We start from the raw sequence: 16,351 nt of genomic DNA, 5'->3' as shown, positions 1-16,351 counted from the left end.
TAAGAAGACGAAGGAAATCGGCTCAGGGACGGCGTGGAAACACGCGGTTGACGTGGCCCATCTTGCGCCCGGGGCGGGCTTCGGCCTTGCCGTACAGGTGCAGGTGGGCGTTCGGCTCGGCGACGATCTGCCGCCAGCGCAGGACGTCGTCGCCGATCAGGTTTTCCATCTCGGCCTCGAAGCGCAGCTCGGTGGAGCCGAGCGGCAGGCCGCAGACCGCGCGCACCAGCTGCTCGAACTGGCTGGTGGCGCAGGCGTCCATGGTCCAGTGGCCGGAGTTGTGCGGGCGCGGCGCCATCTCGTTGACCAGGACGTGGCCGTCGGGCGTGACGAACATCTCCACCGCCAGCAGGCCGACGACGCCCAGCGCCTCGGCCAGGGTGGTGGCGACGCGGCCGGCCTCGGCGGCGGTGCCGGACGAGACGCGGGCGGGCGCCAGCGTGCGGTCGAGGATGCCGTTCTTGTGCCGGTTCTCCACCACCGGGTAGGCGGCGGTGCGGCCGTCCAGGCCGCGGGCGACGATCACCGACACCTCGCAGGTGAAGTCGACGAAGCCCTCGACGATGCCGGCGTCGGAACCGATGGACGTCCACGCCTCGGCCGGGTCGGTGCCCGGCCCGATCACCGCCTGCCCCTTGCCGTCGTAGCCGAGGCGGGTGGACTTGAGGATGCAGCGCGGGCCGATCTCGGCCACCGCCTTGGCCACGTCCTCGGCGCTCGACGCCGCGCGCCAGGGCGCGGTGGCGATGCCCAGGGCGTTGGCAAAGGACTTCTCCCGGATGCGGTCCTGCGCCACCGCCAGCACCTTGGCGCCGGGATGCACGGGCACGATCGAGGTGAGGAACTCTACCGTATCGACCGGGACGTTCTCCCACTCCAGCGTCACCACGTCCACGGACTTGGCGAAGGCGGCCAGCGCGTCGCGGTCCGTCCAGTCCGCCACGGTCATGGCGTCGGCGACCTGGCCGCAGGGGCTTCCCTCGGCGTCGGGGGCGAAGACGTGCGTGCGGTAGCCGAGGTTGGCGGCGGCCAGCGCGGTCATCCGGCCGAGCTGCCCGGCGCCCAGCATGCCGATGGTCGAGCCGGGGGCGAGCGTGTCCATGGCGTCAGGCCGGCTCATCGACGGGGGCTTCGGCGACCGCCGCGGTCTGGCGCGCGCGCCACGCGTCCAGCGCCTCGGCGACCTTCGGGTCCATCAGCGCGATGACCGAGCCGGCGAGGAGCGCTGCGTTGATGGCGCCGGCCTTGCCGATGGCGAGCGTGCCGACCGGCACGCCGCCCGGCATCTGCACGATGGAGAGCAGGCTGTCCATGCCCTTCAGCGCGTGGCTCTCGACCGGAACGCCGAAGACGGGCAGGGGCGTCATCGACGCGGCCATGCCCGGCAGGTGGGCGGCGCCGCCGGCCCCGGCGATGACGACCTTGAGGCCGCGGTCGCGGGCGGTGGTGGCGTACTCGACCAGGCGCTGCGGCGTGCGGTGGGCGGAGACGATGCGCACCTCGTGCGGCACGCCCAGGGCCTTCAGCGTGTCGGCGGCGTGCTTCATGGTCGTCCAGTCGGACTGGCTGCCCATGATGATGCCGACCAGCGGCGCGGAGGAGGACGGTTCGGCGGGCGAATGGACCGACACGGGGGCGCTTTCCAAGGGTGTTTCGGAAAGCCGGGCATTATAGGAAGGTCGCGCGCGGAGTCCAGCGGCGCATATATCCCTCTCCCGTCCCGGGAGAGGGTGGCCGCGGAGCGGCCGGGTGAGGGTGCCGGCAAGGATCCTTGGATTTACCCTCACCCCCCCGCTCTTCGAGCGGGCCCCTCCCTCTCCCGGGACGGGAGAGGGAAGGATTACGCAATAATATCGGGCAGCATCCGGCTCTCCAGGAGCGCGATCTGGTCCTTCAGCGCCAGCTTCCGCTTCTTCAGCCGCTGCAACTGCAGCTGGTCGAAGGGGGCGCGTTCCGACAGGCGCGCGATCACGTCGTCGAGATCGCGGTGCTCGCTCCTCAAGTCGGCGAGTTTCTGCTTCAGCATTTCCTGTTCGTTCATCGGCCGGCGTAAGGGGCTGCGCGAGATCGGGCGGGGGCGGCGGGGACTATAGCAGAAAACCCGGCTGCGCGCATGGTGAAACCACTGCCCATGCGGCCGGTTAACGCAGCGTGGCATTGCGGAGCGCCCGGGTTCTTGCAAGACTGCACGTTGTAACCCGGGCGGCCGCCCGCCCTCGCGACACGGGATACCATCATGACGGCAACCAAGCGCATCGGCATCCTCACCAGTGGCGGCGACTGCGCCGGCCTCAACGCGGTCATGCGCGCGGCGGTTCACCGCGCCACGCTCACCTACGGCTGGCAGGTGCTCGGCATCAAGGAAGGCACGCAGGGCCTGCTGAAGCGCCCGGTGCAGTACCAGGTGCTCGACCTGCCGCAGGTTGACGGCAACATGATGCGCATGGGCGGCACCATCCTCGGCACCACCAACCGCGGCGACCCCTTTGCCTATCCCATGGGCGACGGCACCTTCAAGGACCGCTCGGACGAGATCATCGGCGGCTACCGCGAGCTGGGGCTGGACGCCCTGATCGGCATCGGCGGCGACGGCAGCTTCGCCATCCTGCGCAAGATCGCGCAGAAGGGCGGCCTCAACCTGGTCGGCGTGCCGAAGACCATCGACAACGACCTTGGCGCCACCGAGGTGTCGGTCGGCTTCGACACCGCCGTCGGCGTCGCGGTCGAGGCGCTGGACCGCCTGCAGCCCACCGCCGCCAGCCACGCCCGCATCATGGTGCTGGAGGTGATGGGGCGCGACGCCGGGCACATCGCGCTGTCCGCCGGCATCGCCGGCGGCGCCGACGTGATCCTGATTCCGGAGATCCCGTACTCCATCGAGAAGATCGCCGAGAAGATGCGGCAGGTCAAAGCGAGCGGCCGCAACTTCGGCCTCGTCGTGGTGTCGGAGGCGGTGAAGACCGCCGACGGCGGCGAGGTGAAGAAGGTCTTCGAGGGCGGCGAGAAGCGCTACGGCGGCATCGGCGACTACATCGGCGAGAAGCTGGCCCGCGCCACCGGCGCCGAGACGCGCGTCACCGTGCTGGGCCACGTGCAGCGCGGCTCGCCCCCCAGCCCGCGCGACCGCCTCGTCGCCTCGGCCTTCGGCGTGCACGCGGTGGACCTGATCGCCGAGGGTAAGTTCGACCGCATGGTGGCGTGGTCCAACCGCGGCGTGGTCGATGTGCCGATCGAGGAGGCGATCGCCGCCTACGCCAGCGTCGATCCCGAGGGCACGCTGGTGAAGACGGCGCGCGGCCTGGGCATCAGCCTGGGGGATTGAGGTTTCCAGGCCCCCTCCCTGGCCCTCTCCCGCCGTTGGCGGTGGGGCAGGGAGGGGGCAGAAAGCCTTACCGTTCCGCCACCCGGTCGGAGGAGCCGTCCTCCTCCTCCCGCGTCGGGCGGCCGACGTAGAAGGCGGTGCAGCGCTTGCCGCCGGCGATCCGCGTCAGCGCCGCATGCCAGACCTCGCCGCGCGGGGCGTAGATCGTCAGCGACAGCGCCTCGACGTTCGGGCGCAGCTCGTAGCCGTCGATGGCGGTGTCCGGGTTCTTGGGATCGAAGATCGCCTGCGGCACCGTGAGCGTGCGGCCGTCGCCGAAGTCCAGCTTGACGTCCTGCGCCCAGGGGCAGCTGTTGCCGCCGCCCTCCGCGGCCCGCGCACCGGAAGCCGACAGTGCCGGGGCCAGCATCAGCGCTGCCGCCAGCGCGGCGCGCACCCACACCCGTGTCCGCACGATGCCCTCGATCCTCGTTCCCTTTCGCGCCGCACAATAGGACAGCCCCCGCGCCCGCCGCAACCTGTCGGAGCGTTGGGGCTGCCCTTATCACAATGCGGGGTCACAAAGCGGGCTGCGCGCTAGTCGAACACCGGGACGAAGGCGGCGGTGTGCGGGTCGATGACCCAGAGGTCGCCGGTCTCCAGGTCGAACCACCAGCCGTGCAGGTGCAGCGTGCCCGCCTCGACCCGGTCGCGGATGAAGGGGAAGGTCATCAGGTTCTCGACCGAGCCGCGCACCGCCGCGCGCTCCACCAGGTGCGGCGATGCCTGCAGCCACGCGGCGGAGGCATCGCGCTCGCTCTGGGTGTCCTCGCCGTTGGCGGGGGTGAGAAAGCGTTCGCACGCCTCCTGCGCGATGGAGACCCAGGGCGCGATGAAGTCGCCCGGCGGCTGCTCGCCGGACTGCATGCCGATCAGCCCGCGGATGCCGCCGCACTGCGCGTGGCCCAGCACCACGACGTGCCCGACCTCCAGCACCCGCACGGCGTACTCGATGGCCGCGGAGGTGCCGTGGTAGTGGCCGTCCGGCTGGTAGGGCGGCACCAGGTTGGCGACGTTGCGCACCACGAACAGCTCGCCCGGCTCGGCCTGGGTGATGAGCGCCGGATCGACGCGCGAGTCCGAGCAGCCGATGAGCAGCACCTCGGGCTTCTGCCCCTGCTCGACCAGCATGCGCATGCTCTCGGGGTATTTTTCGTAGTAGCGGGCGCGGAATCCCTTGATGCCGGCCATCAGCCGGCGGATCGCTCCATGTGGCACAGTGAGAGGCATGACGGCGGGTTCCTCTGCGGTGCGGCGCACCCTTGGGTTTAGTGCAAAATGCCGGGCATTCCAAGCGTTCCGCTCAGGTTTCGGCGATTTCCGGCTGGGGCGTCTCCCCCCACCGCCGCACCCGGCCGGAGTCCAGCCCGAACAGGTCGAGCGCCCGGCCGACCGCGTGGTCGATCAGGTCGTCCAGGCCCCTGGGCTTGGCGTAGAAGGCCGGCACCGGCGGGGCGATCACCGCGCCCATCTCGGCCAGTTGGGTCATGGTGCGCAGGTGGCCGACGTGCAGCGGCGTCTCGCGCACCATCAGCACCAGGGGCCGGCGCTCCTTCAGCGTCACGTCGGCGGCGCGGGTCAGCAGGCTGGAGGTGACGCCGGTGGCGATCTCGCCCATCGAACGGATCGAGCAGGGCGCCACGATCATCCCCAGCGTGCGGAAGCTGCCCGACGCGATGGCCGCGCCGATGTCGGCCGGGGAGTAGGCGGCGTCGGCCAGCGCCCGTACCTCGGCGGGTTTCAGGTCGGTCTCGTGCGCCAGGGTGACTTCGGCGGCGCGGCTGAGGACGAGGTGGGATTCCACCCCGATCCGGCGCAGGGTCTCCAGCAGCCGGACGCCGAGGATCACCCCGGACGCCCCGCTGATTCCGACGACCAGACGTGAAGATTGGCTCATTCCGCTCATGTAGCGCACGCTACCCCCTTCGTCCAGTATGGCGGACGCGTCCTTGATTCACTCTACCGCTGGCAACAAGATGACCGATCCCGCGTCGTATCGGGTCATATATGCCAACTTTCCGAAGGAGGGCAGTCATGACGTTTGAGGACCGGATCGAAACCCTGCGCGTCAAGCACCAGGCACTCGAAGCCGCACTCAAGCTGGAATGCCAACGGCCTCACCCGGACGATTACACGCTTGTCCGGATCAAGAAGGAAAAGCTGCGCCTCAAGGACGAGATCTCACGACTGGCGCGCGCCTGACCGGGCGCTCTTTCGGAAACGAAAACGGCGCGTCCGAGGACGCGCCGTTCTGCTTTTGGGGTCTGAGAACGCGGCTCAGTGCTCCGCGTGCTCGGAGTAGGGGGTGTCCTCCCCGTCGTCCATCTCCGCCTCGGCGTCCGCCTCGTTCTCCTCGCCGGGCTCGACCGGGCCGCGGTACTTGGCGGCGATGGCCAGCGCCTCCTCCAGCTCGCGCTGGGTGCACAGGCCCAGCAGCACCGGGCTGCGCGGCTTGATGTTGGCGGCGTTCCAGTGCGTGCGGTCGCGCACCGCGGCGATGGTCGGCTTGGTGGTGCCGATCAGGCGGCTGATCTGGGCGTCCGACAGCTCGGGATGGTGCTTGATGACCCAGGCGATGGCATCCGGCTTGTCGCCACGCTTGGTGATCGGGGTGTAGCGCGGACCCTTCGAGCGCGCCACCGGCGCCGGCAGGTCGGGGACCAGCAGCTTGAGGCGCAGGTCGGGATTCTTCTCGCAGCGCTCGATCTCGGCCTTGGTCAGCTGGCCGTTGGCGATCGGGTCGAGCCCCACCATGCCGACCGCCACCTCGCCGTCGGCGATCGCCTGCACCTCAAGGTGATGCAGGCCGCAGAATGCGGCGATCTGCTCGAAGCTCAGCGCTGTGTTCTCGACCAGCCACACGGCCGTCGCTTTCGGCATCAAGGGCAGTGCCATCATCCCTCCTGACAAACTCAAGGCCGTGCCGCGACCCGCCGGTGGGTGCGATCTCCGGCCTGCCTTCCAGTCTTGCGGACCACTTTACCCCCATATGGGAGTGCGGTCCGCTTATGTAAGCGTACACGGGGTTGGCGCCGGACATCCGGCGCCGCTTTCCCTGCTAACCCGACGGGAAGGCTTTGGCAAGCCCGCGGTTCCATTTGCACGGGCAGACAGCGTAAAAAATAGCCGCCTACAGCGGTTGCTCCACCGTCAGCACGATCTTTCCGACATGCGCGCTCGATTCCATCAGGCGGTGCGCTTCCGCGGCCTGATCCAGCGGGAAGGTGGCGTGGATCAGCGGCTTGACGGTTCCCGCCTCGATCAGCGGCCACACCTTGGCGCGCAGCTCGCCGGCGATGCGGCCCTTCTCCTCCACCGACCGGGCGCGCAGCGTCGAGCCGGTCAGCGTCAGCCGCTTCAGCATCACCGGCATCAGGTTCAGCGTCGTCTTCGGCCCGCGCAGGAAGGCGATGGAGACGTGGCGCCCGTCCGGCGCCATCGCCTCGATGCTGCGCTGGACGTAGTCGCCGCCGACCATGTCCAGCACCACGTCGACGCCGCGGCCGCCGGTCGCCTCCTTGATGACGGCGACGAAATCCTCCGCCTTGTAGTCGATGGCGCGGTCGGCGCCCAGTTGCTCGCAGGCCCGGCACTTCTCCGGGCTGCCGGCGGTGGTGAAGACGGTGGCGCCGAACGCCTTGGCCAGCTGGATCGCGGTGGTGCCGATGCCGCTGGAGCCGCCGTGCACCAGGAAGCGCTCGCCTTTTTGCAGGGCGCCGCGCTCGAACACGTTGGTCCACACGGTGAAGAAGGTCTCGGGCAGGGCCGCCGCCTCGACCATGCTCAGGCCCTTCGGGATGGGCAGCACCTGCGGCGCCGGCACCACGCAGTACTGCGCGTAGCCGCCGCCGGCTACCAGCGCGCACACCTTGTCGTCCGCCGCCCAGTCCATGACGCCCTCGCCCAGCGCCACGACGCGGCCGGCGATCTCCAGCCCCGGCAGGTCGGACGCGCCCTTCGGCGGGTCGTAGTTGCCCATGCGCTGCAGCACGTCGGGGCGGTTGACGCCAGCGGCGTGCACCTCGATGAGGACCTCGCCGGGGCCGGGGGTCGGCGCCTCGCGCGTGGCCGGGCGCAGCACCTCCGGCCCGCCGGGCTGGCTGATCTCGACGCAACGCATGCTGTCGGGCAGTGCGATTCCCATGGTCTCCCCCCTTCTCCGTCGTGCCGCCAGAAGGTAGAACTGGTCATCACCGCTGACAAGACGGGGAGGACGCCATGGCCCTGGACACCGACGAGTTGGAGCCGCGCAAGCCGAAGCCGGCGCTGAAGGACCTGTCGACGCTGTCGGTGGGTGAGCTGAAGGACTACATCGCCGGCCTGGAGGCGGAAATCGCCCGCGCCCGCACCTTCATCGACGCCAAGGAAGCCCACAAGAACGCGGCGGAGGCGTTCTTCAAGAAGGGGTGATGTGCAGTTTCCGCGCTGGCCCCCACCCAACCCTCCCCCACTTCGCGGGGGAGGGCTTAATCTCCTTCCCCCGCGAAGTGGGGGAAGGCCGGGATGGGGGCCCAGTGCGACGAGCTACCGCTCCGCCACCAGATCGCGGTAGCAGTGCCAGGTCGCGTGGCCGATCAGCGGGAAGGCGATGGCCAGCCCGACGAACGCCGTGGCGATGCCGGCGGCGGTGAACAGCGCGATCAGCGCCGCCCACACCAGCATGGCCCGGCCGTTCTGCCGCACCGCGTCGATGCTGGCCGCCATGGCGGTGAACACGTCGGTCTCGCGGTCCAGCAGCATGGGCAGCGACACCGCGCCGATGGCGAACACCGCGGCGGCGATCACCGCGCCGACCACGGTGCCGGTCAGCAGGAACGGGATCGTCTGCGACGAGAAGAAGATGCGGCTCACCAGTTGGTCGAGCGCCGGCGGATCCGACGAGAAGAAGATCGCGAAGACCAGCAGCGCCACCCGGATCCAGGCCAGCAGCGCCAGCATCAGCACCACGCCCATGGTGGCGATCTGCGTGCCGTTGCGCCGGTAGGCGCCGAGCACCGCGCGCGCCGTCACCGGCTCGCCGCGCTCCAGCAGCCGGCTGGTCTCGTACAGCCCGACCGCCAGCACCGGCCCGACCAGCATGAAGCCGGCCGCCATCGGCAGCACGAGGTAGTGCATCTGCAACGTCGCCAGCCCCGCCACCAGCACGAAGCTGGAGACCACGGCCAGCGCGCCGTAGAAGGCGCTGACCAGCGGCGCGGCGCGCATGTCGCGCCAGCCGGCGGCGAGCCACGCCCACGGGCGCTCCGTGTCGATGGCGTTCACGCGCGGGACGGCGGACGGGGGCGGGGCGGCGTGGAGGCGGTGCGAGGCGAGGTCGACCATGGCGCGATCTCCTGACCGTGTGGCGGGACGAGCCCATTCCTTAAGGTCAAGATAGCAAAGCGCCCCGCCGTGTGCCAGATTGTCGCACCGGCGGACAATCCGGTTATTCCATTGATTTGGTGCGGATTTCTGCCCCTAGTACGAAAGAGTCCGCGGGTCTATGCGGTTCAGTCCTCGCGCTTCTTGCCGTCGAGGTCGCGGCGCTGGCGTTCCTCCTCGCGGCGGCGGGACTGGGTCTCGGCCTTGGGACGGCCGAATCGGACGCGGTTCTCCTCGGCCTGACGCTCGCGTTCGGCCTTCGCCTGCGCCTTGCGGTAGCGGTTCAGGTTGACGATCTCTCCCATGGGTGCGTCCTCCGGGCGTGTGGAACGCCGCTGGCGGCCTCGTCGCGGCCTTGCCGCGGGAATGCCCAATTTGCTTGTTCACTGAGGGACGGATACCTTAGCGGAAGACGACAGGGGCGAGAAGCCTCGCGCACCGCCGAGGCGGTTTTGGGGACGGTGGAGATCCGGTGAAGAAGACGCTCATCACGCTGCTGATCCTCGCCGTGGTGCTGGTGGCCGCGGTGCTGGCGGTGCCCAGCTTCATCGACTGGAACAGCTACAAGGCGGAGATCGCCGGCCGCGTCGGCGCCGCCACCGGCCGCACGGTGGAGATCCGCGGCGACATCCGGCTGTCGCTGCTGCCGCGGCCGGCGCTGTCGGTGCGCGACGCCCGCCTGTCGAACGCCCCCGGCGCGGCGGAGCCCGACATGCTCCGCCTCAAGGAGCTGGACGCCACCATCGCCTTCTGGCCGCTGCTGGAGGGCAAGGTGACGGTGGAGAGCGTCACCCTGGTGGAGCCGGTGCTGGCCACCGAGGTGCTGCCCGATGGCCGCCTCAACTGGGACCTCTCGTCCGGCCGCGCCCCGGCGTCCGACACGGGGTCCCGGCCGGGCGAGGGGCTGGGCGGTTCGGTGCGCTTCGACGACGTGCAGATCCGCAAGGGGACCATCCTCTACCGCGACGCCGCCGGCCGCACCGAGCGGGCGGAGCACGTCGATGCCCGCGTCGTCGCCAACAGTCTGGTCGGCCCCTTCCAGGTGCAGGGCACCTTCGCGTGGCGCGGCGCGGCGCTGAAGGGCGAGCTGATCGTCGGCCCCATCGTCGAGAACATGGCGGTGCCGCTGCGCACCACCGTCGGGCTGGCCGACGGCGACGCCACGCTGCGGCTGGCCGGGACGGTCGGCGGGCTGCTGTCGCTCAACCTGCGCGCCGAGGGCAGCGACCTCGCCCGCGTGGTGGACGCGCTGCGCGGCGACGGCGGGACGGCGCCGGCCGTGCTGGCGCAGCCCTTCGCGCTGCGTGCGGTGGTCGAGGCGGGGGCGCAGGGCGGCTACGCGGTCAACGGGCTGGAGGCGCAGCTCGGCAACACGCGGGCCACCGGCACCGCCGGAGTGCGCCTGAAGCCGGCGCCCGACGTGACGCTGGCGCTGGCGGTCAACCGGCTCGACCTCGACGCCTGGATGCAGCAGGCCGCCCCGGCGCGCGCCACCAACGTCAAGGGCAACGGCCCGGCGCCGGCGGCGCCCGCCCCGGCGGCGGAGGTCGCGCTGCCCACCGACCTCACCGGCCGGCTCGACCTGTCGGTGGAAGGCATCGGCTACAACGGCGGGCTGGTCCGCCAGCTGCGGGTCGAGGCGGCGCTGGCGAACGGCACGCTGAACCTCGACCGTCTCAGCGCTCTGCTGCCGGGCGGCGCCGACTTCGTCACCGCCGGCGCGCTGACCGCCGCCGGCGGGCCGCCCAGCGTCGACCTGCGCGTCGAGGCCAACGCCGACAACCTGCGCGGCCTGCTCGACTGGCTGAGGGTCGATGCCGGCCAAGTGCCGCCCGACCGGCTGCGCAAGGCCTCGCTGTCGGCGCGCGTGCAGGGCCGGCGCGACAAGCTGGAGGTGACGGGCATCGACCTGCGCCTCGACACCAGCCGCCTGACCGGCGGCGTCGCCTACGTGGACCGCGGCCGGCCGGCCTTCGGCATCCGCGCCGAGGTGGACCGGCTGGTGCTCGACCCCTACCTGCCGGCCTTCCGCTCGGCGCCGGCGCCGGCCAAGGGCGCCGCCCCGGATCCCAAGGCCGGCCCGGTGCCGCCCGGCGTCGATCGGCTGCTGAAGGCGGTGGATGCCAACCTCGACCTCACCGTCCAGCACCTCACCGTGCAGGGGCTGCCGATCCAGGGGCTGCACCTGGACGCCACCGCCAACGCCGGGACGCTGACCGTGCGCGAGGCCACCGTCGGCGACGCCGCCGGGGTGACGGCGCAGCTCAACGGCCAGATCGGCGGGCTGTCGCCGCTGCGCATCACGCACCTGACCTTCACCGCCGCGGCCGACAGCCTGACCGGGCTGCCGAAGATCGTCGCCTGGCCGGCCGGCGCCCCGGCGCCGGAGCGCATCGGCCCGGTCAAGGCGCAGGGCCGGCTGGCCGGCGACCTGGAGCGGCTGGCGGTGGAGCTGAACCTCGCCGCGGCCGGCGGCACGCTGGACGTCGGCGGCGCCGTCACCAACCTGCAGCACACCGCCGGCGCCGACGTCAAGCTGCGCGCCACCTATCCGGAGACCGCCCGCCTCGTCGCGCTGTTCGGCGACGGCGCCAGGCCGGCGCGCGAGATCGGCGGCATCGACCTCTACGCCGAGGCCGCCGGCTCGGCCAAGGCGTTCGCGCTGAACAACCTGCAGGGGCTCGTCGCCGGCACGCCGGTGCGCGGCGGCGCCCAGGTCGATCTGGCCGGCGCCAAGCCGCGCGTGCAGGCGGACCTGCAGACCGGCGACCTCGACCTCGACCAGCTGCTGGCCGGCCCCGCCGCGGCCTCGCGCCGGCCGGCCGGCGCTCCCGCCGCGCCGGGCGCCCCCGCGGCCGATGCCGAGCGCCTCGACCTCGGCTGGATGCGCGGCTTCGACGGGAAGCTCGGCCTGACCGCGGCGGCCATCGTCGCCGAGGGCTGGCGGGTGGAGCGCCCGGCGCTGCGCGCCGGCCTGGAGAACGGCGTGCTGACGCTGGACCAGCTCGACGGCGGCGTGCTCGGCGGGCAGGTTGGCGCCACCGGCCGTCTGACGGCGGGGGAGGGCGGCGGCGCCCAGGGCGAGCTGAGCGTCACCCTGGTCAAGGCCAAGCTCGCCGAGGCCCTGGGCGGCGGGGCGGTGGACGTGGCCGGCGGCACGCTGGACCTCGACCTGGATCTGAACACCGCCGGGGCGAGCCGCGGCGCGCTGATGCAGGGGCTGTCCGGCAAGGGCGCGCTGCACGCCCGCGACGGTCTGGTGCGCGGCTTCGACATGGGCGTGCTGCGCGACCGGCTGACCCGCGTCGACCGGCCGCAGGACGCGCTGCCGGCGGTGCTCGGCGCCTTGCAGGGCGGGCAGACCCGCTTCGCCCGGATGGACGGCACCTTCGCCATCCAGCGCGGCGTGGCGCGCACCGAGGACCTGCGGCTGATCTCCGAGGTCGGCGAGGCCACGGCGGTGGGGCAGGTGGACCTGCCGGCGCGCACCGTGGACATGCGGGTGCGCGTCGCCGCCCGCGCCGACCAGCCGCTGCCGCCGGTCAGCCTGCGCCTGACCGGCCCGCTCGACCAGCCGACCCGCGCCTTCGAGATGCAGGAGGTGCAGGAGTTCCTCGCCCGCCGCGCGGCCGGGGCGGTGCTGGACAAGGTGGTGCCGCAGGTTCCGGGGCTTCCCCTGCCGGGCGGTGCCGCCCCGCAGGAGATGATCCGCGGCCTGTTGGACGGCCTGAAGCGCTGAACGGGTGACAAAGCCGCCATCGGGCGGCATTCTGCGGGCCTGGCCAACAATCCGGGAGGGCGGGGAATGCTGAAGGGCAAGGTGGCGGTGGTCACGGGATCCACCAGCGGCATCGGGCTGGGGATCGCGCGGGCGCTGGGGCGGGCCGGGGCGGACCTGGTGCTCAACGGCTTCGGCGACGCCGCGACCATCGAGGCGCTGCGCTCCTCCCTGGAGTCCGAGTGCGGCGTGCGCGTCGCCTATCACGGCGCGGACCTCGCCACCGCCGGGGGCGTGGAGTCGCTGATCCGGCACGCCGAGGCGACGCTGGGCGGCGTGGACGTTCTCGTCAACAACGCCGGCATCCAGTACGTGGCGCCCATCGAGGAGTTCCCGGTCGAGCGCTGGGACGCGGTGCTCGCCATCAACCTGTCCGCGGTGTTCCACGGCACGCGCTGCGCGCTGCCCGGCATGAAGGCGCGCGGCTGGGGCCGCATCGTCAACATCGCCTCGGCGCACGGCCTCGTCGCCTCGGCCCAGAAATCGGCCTACGTGGCGGCCAAGCACGGCGTGGTCGGCCTGACCAAGGTCACCGCGCTGGAGACCGCCGGCACCGGCGTCACCTGCAACGCCATCTGCCCGGGCTGGGTGCTGACTCCGCTGGTGCAGAAGCAGGTGGACGCGCTGGCGGCGGCCAAGGGCCTGGACGACGCGGCGGCGCGCGCCGAACTGCTGGGCGCCAAGCAGCCCTCCGGGCAGTTCGTCACGCCCGAGCAGTTGGGCGCGCTGGCGGTGTTCCTGTGCTCCGACGCGGCGGCGCAGATGACCGGCGCGGCGCTGCCGATGGACGGGGCGTGGACGGCGCAGTAGGGGCTTGATAAGGGCTTGATGAACGTCAAGCTACAGGGCGGTGTGTGGCTCCATACTGCCGCCACCATGCAGAACTGGGTGGACGGTATGAAGACGAGTCTCGTGGCCGCCGCGCTGGCGGCATCCCTGGCGTTCGGCCCGGCCCTGGCGCAGGAGGCGAAGAAGCCGCCGCAGATGCGGGTGATGGACCTGCTGATGCTGGGCGAGGGCACCGTCGTCGGCACGGTGAAGCGGGTCGGCTCGAAGTACGTCGCGCTCAGCGACGGTCAGCAGACGGTGGACGTGACCAGCAAGGAGTTCGTCTTCGACGGCTTGAAGGAGGGCGACCGCCTGACCGTCACCGGCACCGCCAGCCGCGGCACGCTGAAGCCGACGGAGATCCTGAAGGCGGACGGCACGCCGCTGCCGAAGCGGGAAGCGAAGTAGGGGGCGTACTTCCCCCCACCCCTGACCCCTCCCCCGCTTCGCAGGGGAGGGTGGGGCAAGTGAGCCGCGTTAAGCCGCCCGGACCTTGTTGAGGAACCCGGTCACCTCGGTGCGCAGCATGTCGGCCTGACGGGCCAGCTCGCGCGACGCGGTCAGCACGGCGTCGGCGGCGCTGCCGGTCTTGCCGGCGGCGGTCGTCACCTCGGCGATGTTGCGCATCACCTCCTGCGTGCCCTCGGCGGCGTGGTTGACGTTGTGGGCGATCTCGCGGGTCGCCGAGCCCTGCTGCTGCATGGCGTCGGCGATGCCGGTCACCGTGTGGCTGATGGTCGCCACCGCGTCGGAGATGGTGCGGATGGCGTCCACGGCGCCGCTGGTGGCCGACTGCATCTCCGACACCTGGGCGGAGATCTCCTCGGTCGCCTTGGCGGTCTGCCCGGCGAGGTTCTTCACCTCGGTCGCCACCACCGCGAAGCCCTTGCCCGCCTCGCCCGCACGGGCGGCCTCGATCGTGGCGTTGAGCGCCAGCAGGTTGGTCTGCTCGGCGATCTCCTGGATCAGGCCGATCACGTCGCCGATGCGCTGGGCGGCGGTGGACAGGCCCTGCACCGCGGTGTTGGTCTGCTTCGCCTTGTCCGCCGCGTCCATCGCCGCCTGCGACGAGGCGGTGAGCTGGCGCGAGATCTCGGCGATGGAGGCCGACAGCTCCTCGGTCGCCGCGGCCACCGTCTGCACGTTGCTGGTGGCCTGCTGCGAGGCGCTGGCGACCGCGGTGGACTTGGCGGTGGTCAGCGCGGCGTCGGACGACATCTCCTGCGCGTCGCGGCCGAGCGCGCCGGCCGACGTGGTCAGCGTCTGCACGACGCCGGACACCGCCTGCTCGAAGCCGTTGGCGAACTCGTTCATGGTGCGGCGGCGGTCGGCGTCGATCTGCCGGCGCATGCTCTCGCGCTCCTCCTCCATGTGCCGCATCTCCAGCGCGTTCTCCTTGAACACGCGCAGCGCGTCGGCCATGTGGCGCATCTCGTCCTTGCGGTCGGAGGCCGGGATGTCCACCGACAGGTCGCCCTCGGCCAGCTTGTCCATGGCGTGCGTCATGGCGTGCAGCGGCACGGTGATGGCGCGGTCGATGAACCAGGCGAGCAGGCCGCCCAGCACCAGCGCCACCAGGGCGCCCAGCGTGATCACCAGCGTCGCGTTGGCGCGGCCCTCCTCACGGTCGTCGCGCTGCATGGAGACCAGCCGCGCGGTCTGGTCGCTGACCGTACCGGCGGCCTTGGCCATGGAGGCCGACGCGGCGCGCTGAGCCTCGGCGGTGGCGACCAGGGCGGCGAACTCCTTGTCGAAGGCCTGGGCCGCCGCCTTGGCGCTGGCGATCATCGCCTTGCCGCCGGCGTCCACCAGCAGCTTGCCGGCCTGCTCCGCCAGATCGAGGGTGTCCTTCACCGCGTGGGTGGCGCTGGCGCGGGCGACGGCGTCGCCCTTCAGGCGGTAGTCGCGCTCGGCCAGCATGGCGGCCTGGGCGCTCTGCATCATGCGCATGGCGATGCCGCGCAGCAGCGTCGCCTCGTTCACCTCCGACTGGGCGAAGTTCGCGGCGTCCTGCAGCGCGCCGGAGACGGCGACTTGGTTGTCCTGCATCTCGCGGACCAGCGCCTGCACCTGCTCGGCCTGCTTCTCCAGCACGACCATGCGGGCCTGGAAGGTCTCGGCGTCCTCGCCGCGGGAGGACTGGCGGGTCTGCTCGACGATGGTGTCGCGGTAGGCGCGCACGGCGGCGACGATGTTCTCGCCCAGATCCTCCTCGTTGGTGCCGGCCACCTCGCCCCTCAGCGCCTCGGCGTGCTCCAGCAGGCTGTCGAGGACGTTGACCGTGGCGCCGGCGGTCGTGCGGGCGCGGGTGCGGGTGAACTCGCTCTGCAGCCGGCGGGCCTCCAGCAGCTGCTCGATCATGCGGTCGGCGCGGGCGGCGGTCTCGCGGCTGTGCCGGGCGGCGGCAGCGGCGTCGTTCAGGCTGACCAGGTTCTGGTCGTAGCGCTCGGACTGCTCCTTGCTGATCTTCTCGGCGACGTCGCGCAGCTCCTTGGCGCGGGCGGCCATGGTCTCGGTGCGCTTGTTGGCCTCGGCGTCCTGCGCCACGAAGTTGGCGAAGGCGCTGCGGTAGCCGTCGATGCCGCCGAGGATGTCGTCCACCAGCTTGACGCCGTCGGCGCCGTCCAGCGCGGCGCGGGTGTCCTGCGCCTCCTTGCGCAGCGCGTCGAGCATGCCGGGGACCGCGGCGGCCGCCTTGGAGTCGCGTTCGGTGACGAAGCGCGCCTCCTCCAGCCGGACGTTCTTCAGCCGTGCGTCCAGCTCCGCGGTGTGGGACGCCAGGTCCACGCGACCCGCGTAGGTGCGCAGACTGTTCCAGCCCACGAAGGCGACGGCGACCGTCAGCAGCAGCACGGTCGCGAAACCGAGCGCAATACGCGTACCAATGGTCATAACGGCGGGCTCCCCGGGGTGTGCGGCCTGTGGCAGCTTTTCTTGTAGTCGCAAACGGTTAATGTCTGGTTTTTCATACGCCGGAGATCCGCGGGAATCCAGGGAGTCCGGCAGCGCCCCCGCCGCCGGGT

17 protein-coding genes are annotated in these 16,351 nt (G+C 71.5%); 6 read left to right on the top strand and 11 right to left on the bottom strand.

Features of this window, described 5'->3' with window-relative positions:
* Nucleotides 1–22 precede the first annotated feature (22 nt).
* The 3 genes from ACRWK7_RS18375 to ACRWK7_RS18365 form a co-directional block, all read right to left on the bottom strand.
* Nucleotides 23–1,120 (bottom strand): 5-(carboxyamino)imidazole ribonucleotide synthase, encoded by a 1,098-nt coding sequence (locus ACRWK7_RS18375; protein WP_431857731.1) that lies wholly within the window; start codon nucleotides 1,118–1,120, stop codon nucleotides 23–25.
* Nucleotides 1,107–1,574, bottom strand: a complete 468-nt coding sequence (gene purE / locus ACRWK7_RS18370) for a 5-(carboxyamino)imidazole ribonucleotide mutase (RefSeq protein ID WP_431857779.1) — start codon at nucleotides 1,572–1,574, stop codon at nucleotides 1,107–1,109. Before purE ends, ACRWK7_RS18375 begins: the two co-directional genes overlap by 14 nt.
* Nucleotides 1,575–1,840: 266 nt before the next feature.
* Nucleotides 1,841–2,026, bottom strand: coding sequence for a YdcH family protein (locus ACRWK7_RS18365; protein ID WP_431857730.1), 186 nt, complete (start codon nucleotides 2,024–2,026; stop codon nucleotides 1,841–1,843).
* Nucleotides 2,027–2,236: 210 nt separating this feature from the next.
* On the opposite strand from ACRWK7_RS18365, the gene ACRWK7_RS18360 reads away from it, so the two are divergent.
* Nucleotides 2,237–3,322 (top strand): ATP-dependent 6-phosphofructokinase, encoded by a 1,086-nt coding sequence (locus tag ACRWK7_RS18360; protein WP_431857729.1) that lies wholly within the window; start codon nucleotides 2,237–2,239, stop codon nucleotides 3,320–3,322.
* Nucleotides 3,323–3,389: 67 nt separating this feature from the next.
* Here ACRWK7_RS18360 and ACRWK7_RS18355 read toward each other — a convergent pair whose 3' ends face one another.
* The 3 genes from ACRWK7_RS18355 to ACRWK7_RS18345 all read right to left on the bottom strand — a co-directional run bounded on the left by ACRWK7_RS18355 (nucleotide 3,390) and on the right by ACRWK7_RS18345 (nucleotide 5,258).
* Nucleotides 3,390–3,776: a hypothetical protein gene (locus tag ACRWK7_RS18355; protein ID WP_431857728.1), complete on the bottom strand. Its 387-nt coding sequence runs from the start codon at nucleotides 3,774–3,776 to the stop codon at nucleotides 3,390–3,392.
* A 122-nt stretch (nucleotides 3,777–3,898) separates the two neighbouring features.
* Entirely contained in the window at nucleotides 3,899–4,591 is a 693-nt protein-coding gene (locus ACRWK7_RS18350; RefSeq protein WP_431857727.1) for a carbonic anhydrase, read from the bottom strand.
* 73 nt (nucleotides 4,592–4,664) lie between these two features.
* Nucleotides 4,665–5,258 (bottom strand): UbiX family flavin prenyltransferase, encoded by a 594-nt coding sequence (locus ACRWK7_RS18345; protein WP_431857726.1) that lies wholly within the window; start codon nucleotides 5,256–5,258, stop codon nucleotides 4,665–4,667.
* Between the two features lie 137 nt (nucleotides 5,259–5,395).
* Between ACRWK7_RS18345 and ACRWK7_RS18340 the strand changes: the two genes are divergently transcribed.
* A complete protein-coding gene (locus ACRWK7_RS18340; protein WP_431857725.1) occupies nucleotides 5,396–5,563 on the top strand; it encodes a YdcH family protein in 168 nt (55 codons plus the stop codon).
* Between the two features lie 75 nt (nucleotides 5,564–5,638).
* Here ACRWK7_RS18340 and ACRWK7_RS18335 read toward each other — a convergent pair whose 3' ends face one another.
* A complete protein-coding gene (locus ACRWK7_RS18335) occupies nucleotides 5,639–6,256 on the bottom strand; it encodes a DUF1013 domain-containing protein (protein WP_431857724.1) in 618 nt (205 codons plus the stop codon).
* Between the two features lie 235 nt (nucleotides 6,257–6,491).
* Nucleotides 6,492–7,505: an NAD(P)H-quinone oxidoreductase gene (locus ACRWK7_RS18330; RefSeq protein WP_431857723.1), complete on the bottom strand. Its 1,014-nt coding sequence runs from the start codon at nucleotides 7,503–7,505 to the stop codon at nucleotides 6,492–6,494.
* 74 nt (nucleotides 7,506–7,579) lie between these two features.
* On the opposite strand from ACRWK7_RS18330, the gene ACRWK7_RS18325 reads away from it, so the two are divergent.
* Nucleotides 7,580–7,771, top strand: a complete 192-nt coding sequence (locus tag ACRWK7_RS18325; protein ID WP_431857722.1) for a DUF1192 domain-containing protein — start codon at nucleotides 7,580–7,582, stop codon at nucleotides 7,769–7,771.
* Nucleotides 7,772–7,885: 114 nt separating this feature from the next.
* Here ACRWK7_RS18325 and ACRWK7_RS18320 read toward each other — a convergent pair whose 3' ends face one another.
* Together ACRWK7_RS18320 and ACRWK7_RS18315 are read right to left on the bottom strand one after the other, a co-directional pair.
* Nucleotides 7,886–8,683: a DUF2189 domain-containing protein gene (locus ACRWK7_RS18320; RefSeq protein ID WP_431857721.1), complete on the bottom strand. Its 798-nt coding sequence runs from the start codon at nucleotides 8,681–8,683 to the stop codon at nucleotides 7,886–7,888.
* A gap of 167 nt (nucleotides 8,684–8,850) precedes the next feature.
* Nucleotides 8,851–9,027, bottom strand: a complete 177-nt coding sequence (locus ACRWK7_RS18315) for a DUF4169 family protein (RefSeq protein WP_431857720.1) — start codon at nucleotides 9,025–9,027, stop codon at nucleotides 8,851–8,853.
* A 167-nt stretch (nucleotides 9,028–9,194) separates the two neighbouring features.
* On the opposite strand from ACRWK7_RS18315, the gene ACRWK7_RS18310 reads away from it, so the two are divergent.
* From ACRWK7_RS18310 to ACRWK7_RS18300, 3 genes are all read left to right on the top strand, one after another.
* Nucleotides 9,195–12,461, top strand: a complete 3,267-nt coding sequence (locus ACRWK7_RS18310) for an AsmA family protein (protein ID WP_431857719.1) — start codon at nucleotides 9,195–9,197, stop codon at nucleotides 12,459–12,461.
* 66 nt (nucleotides 12,462–12,527) lie between these two features.
* Nucleotides 12,528–13,310, top strand: a complete 783-nt coding sequence (locus ACRWK7_RS18305; RefSeq protein WP_431857718.1) for a 3-hydroxybutyrate dehydrogenase — start codon at nucleotides 12,528–12,530, stop codon at nucleotides 13,308–13,310.
* Between the two features lie 87 nt (nucleotides 13,311–13,397).
* Nucleotides 13,398–13,736, top strand: coding sequence for a hypothetical protein (locus ACRWK7_RS18300; protein WP_431857717.1), 339 nt, complete (start codon nucleotides 13,398–13,400; stop codon nucleotides 13,734–13,736).
* A 69-nt stretch (nucleotides 13,737–13,805) separates the two neighbouring features.
* On the opposite strand, the gene ACRWK7_RS18295 is transcribed toward ACRWK7_RS18300, so the two are convergent.
* Nucleotides 13,806–16,220 (bottom strand): methyl-accepting chemotaxis protein, encoded by a 2,415-nt coding sequence (locus ACRWK7_RS18295; RefSeq protein ID WP_431857716.1) that lies wholly within the window; start codon nucleotides 16,218–16,220, stop codon nucleotides 13,806–13,808.
* Between the last annotated feature and the right edge of the window lie 131 nt (nucleotides 16,221–16,351).

The sequence above is a fragment of the Azospirillum sp. genome, assembly GCF_050789165.1.
The sequence above is the reverse complement of the archived record's forward strand: the minus strand, read 5'-3'. Positions and strand labels throughout refer to the sequence as shown.

What these genes read in the sequence shown, in the direction of transcription:
- ACRWK7_RS18375 (WP_431857731.1), bottom strand. Translation starts at nt 1,120, where the DNA reads ATGAGCCGGCCTGACGCCATGGACACGCTCGCCCCCGGCTCGACCATC.
- purE (WP_431857779.1), bottom strand. Translation starts at nt 1,574, where the DNA reads ATGGGCAGCCAGTCCGACTGGACGACCATGAAGCACGCCGCCGACACG.
- ACRWK7_RS18365 (WP_431857730.1), bottom strand. Translation starts at nt 2,026, where the DNA reads ATGCTGAAGCAGAAACTCGCCGACTTGAGGAGCGAGCACCGCGATCTC.
- ACRWK7_RS18360 (WP_431857729.1), top strand. Translation starts at nt 2,237, where the DNA reads ATGACGGCAACCAAGCGCATCGGCATCCTCACCAGTGGCGGCGACTGC.
- ACRWK7_RS18350 (WP_431857727.1), bottom strand. Translation starts at nt 4,591, where the DNA reads ATGCCTCTCACTGTGCCACATGGAGCGATCCGCCGGCTGATGGCCGGC.
- ACRWK7_RS18345 (WP_431857726.1), bottom strand. Translation starts at nt 5,258, where the DNA reads ATGAGCCAATCTTCACGTCTGGTCGTCGGAATCAGCGGGGCGTCCGGG.
- ACRWK7_RS18340 (WP_431857725.1), top strand. Translation starts at nt 5,396, where the DNA reads ATGACGTTTGAGGACCGGATCGAAACCCTGCGCGTCAAGCACCAGGCA.
- ACRWK7_RS18335 (WP_431857724.1), bottom strand. Translation starts at nt 6,256, where the DNA reads ATGGCACTGCCCTTGATGCCGAAAGCGACGGCCGTGTGGCTGGTCGAG.
- ACRWK7_RS18330 (WP_431857723.1), bottom strand. Translation starts at nt 7,505, where the DNA reads ATGGGAATCGCACTGCCCGACAGCATGCGTTGCGTCGAGATCAGCCAG.
- ACRWK7_RS18325 (WP_431857722.1), top strand. Translation starts at nt 7,580, where the DNA reads ATGGCCCTGGACACCGACGAGTTGGAGCCGCGCAAGCCGAAGCCGGCG.
- ACRWK7_RS18320 (WP_431857721.1), bottom strand. Translation starts at nt 8,683, where the DNA reads ATGGTCGACCTCGCCTCGCACCGCCTCCACGCCGCCCCGCCCCCGTCC.
- ACRWK7_RS18315 (WP_431857720.1), bottom strand. Translation starts at nt 9,027, where the DNA reads ATGGGAGAGATCGTCAACCTGAACCGCTACCGCAAGGCGCAGGCGAAG.
- ACRWK7_RS18305 (WP_431857718.1), top strand. Translation starts at nt 12,528, where the DNA reads ATGCTGAAGGGCAAGGTGGCGGTGGTCACGGGATCCACCAGCGGCATC.
- ACRWK7_RS18300 (WP_431857717.1), top strand. Translation starts at nt 13,398, where the DNA reads ATGAAGACGAGTCTCGTGGCCGCCGCGCTGGCGGCATCCCTGGCGTTC.
- ACRWK7_RS18295 (WP_431857716.1), bottom strand. Translation starts at nt 16,220, where the DNA reads ATGACCATTGGTACGCGTATTGCGCTCGGTTTCGCGACCGTGCTGCTG.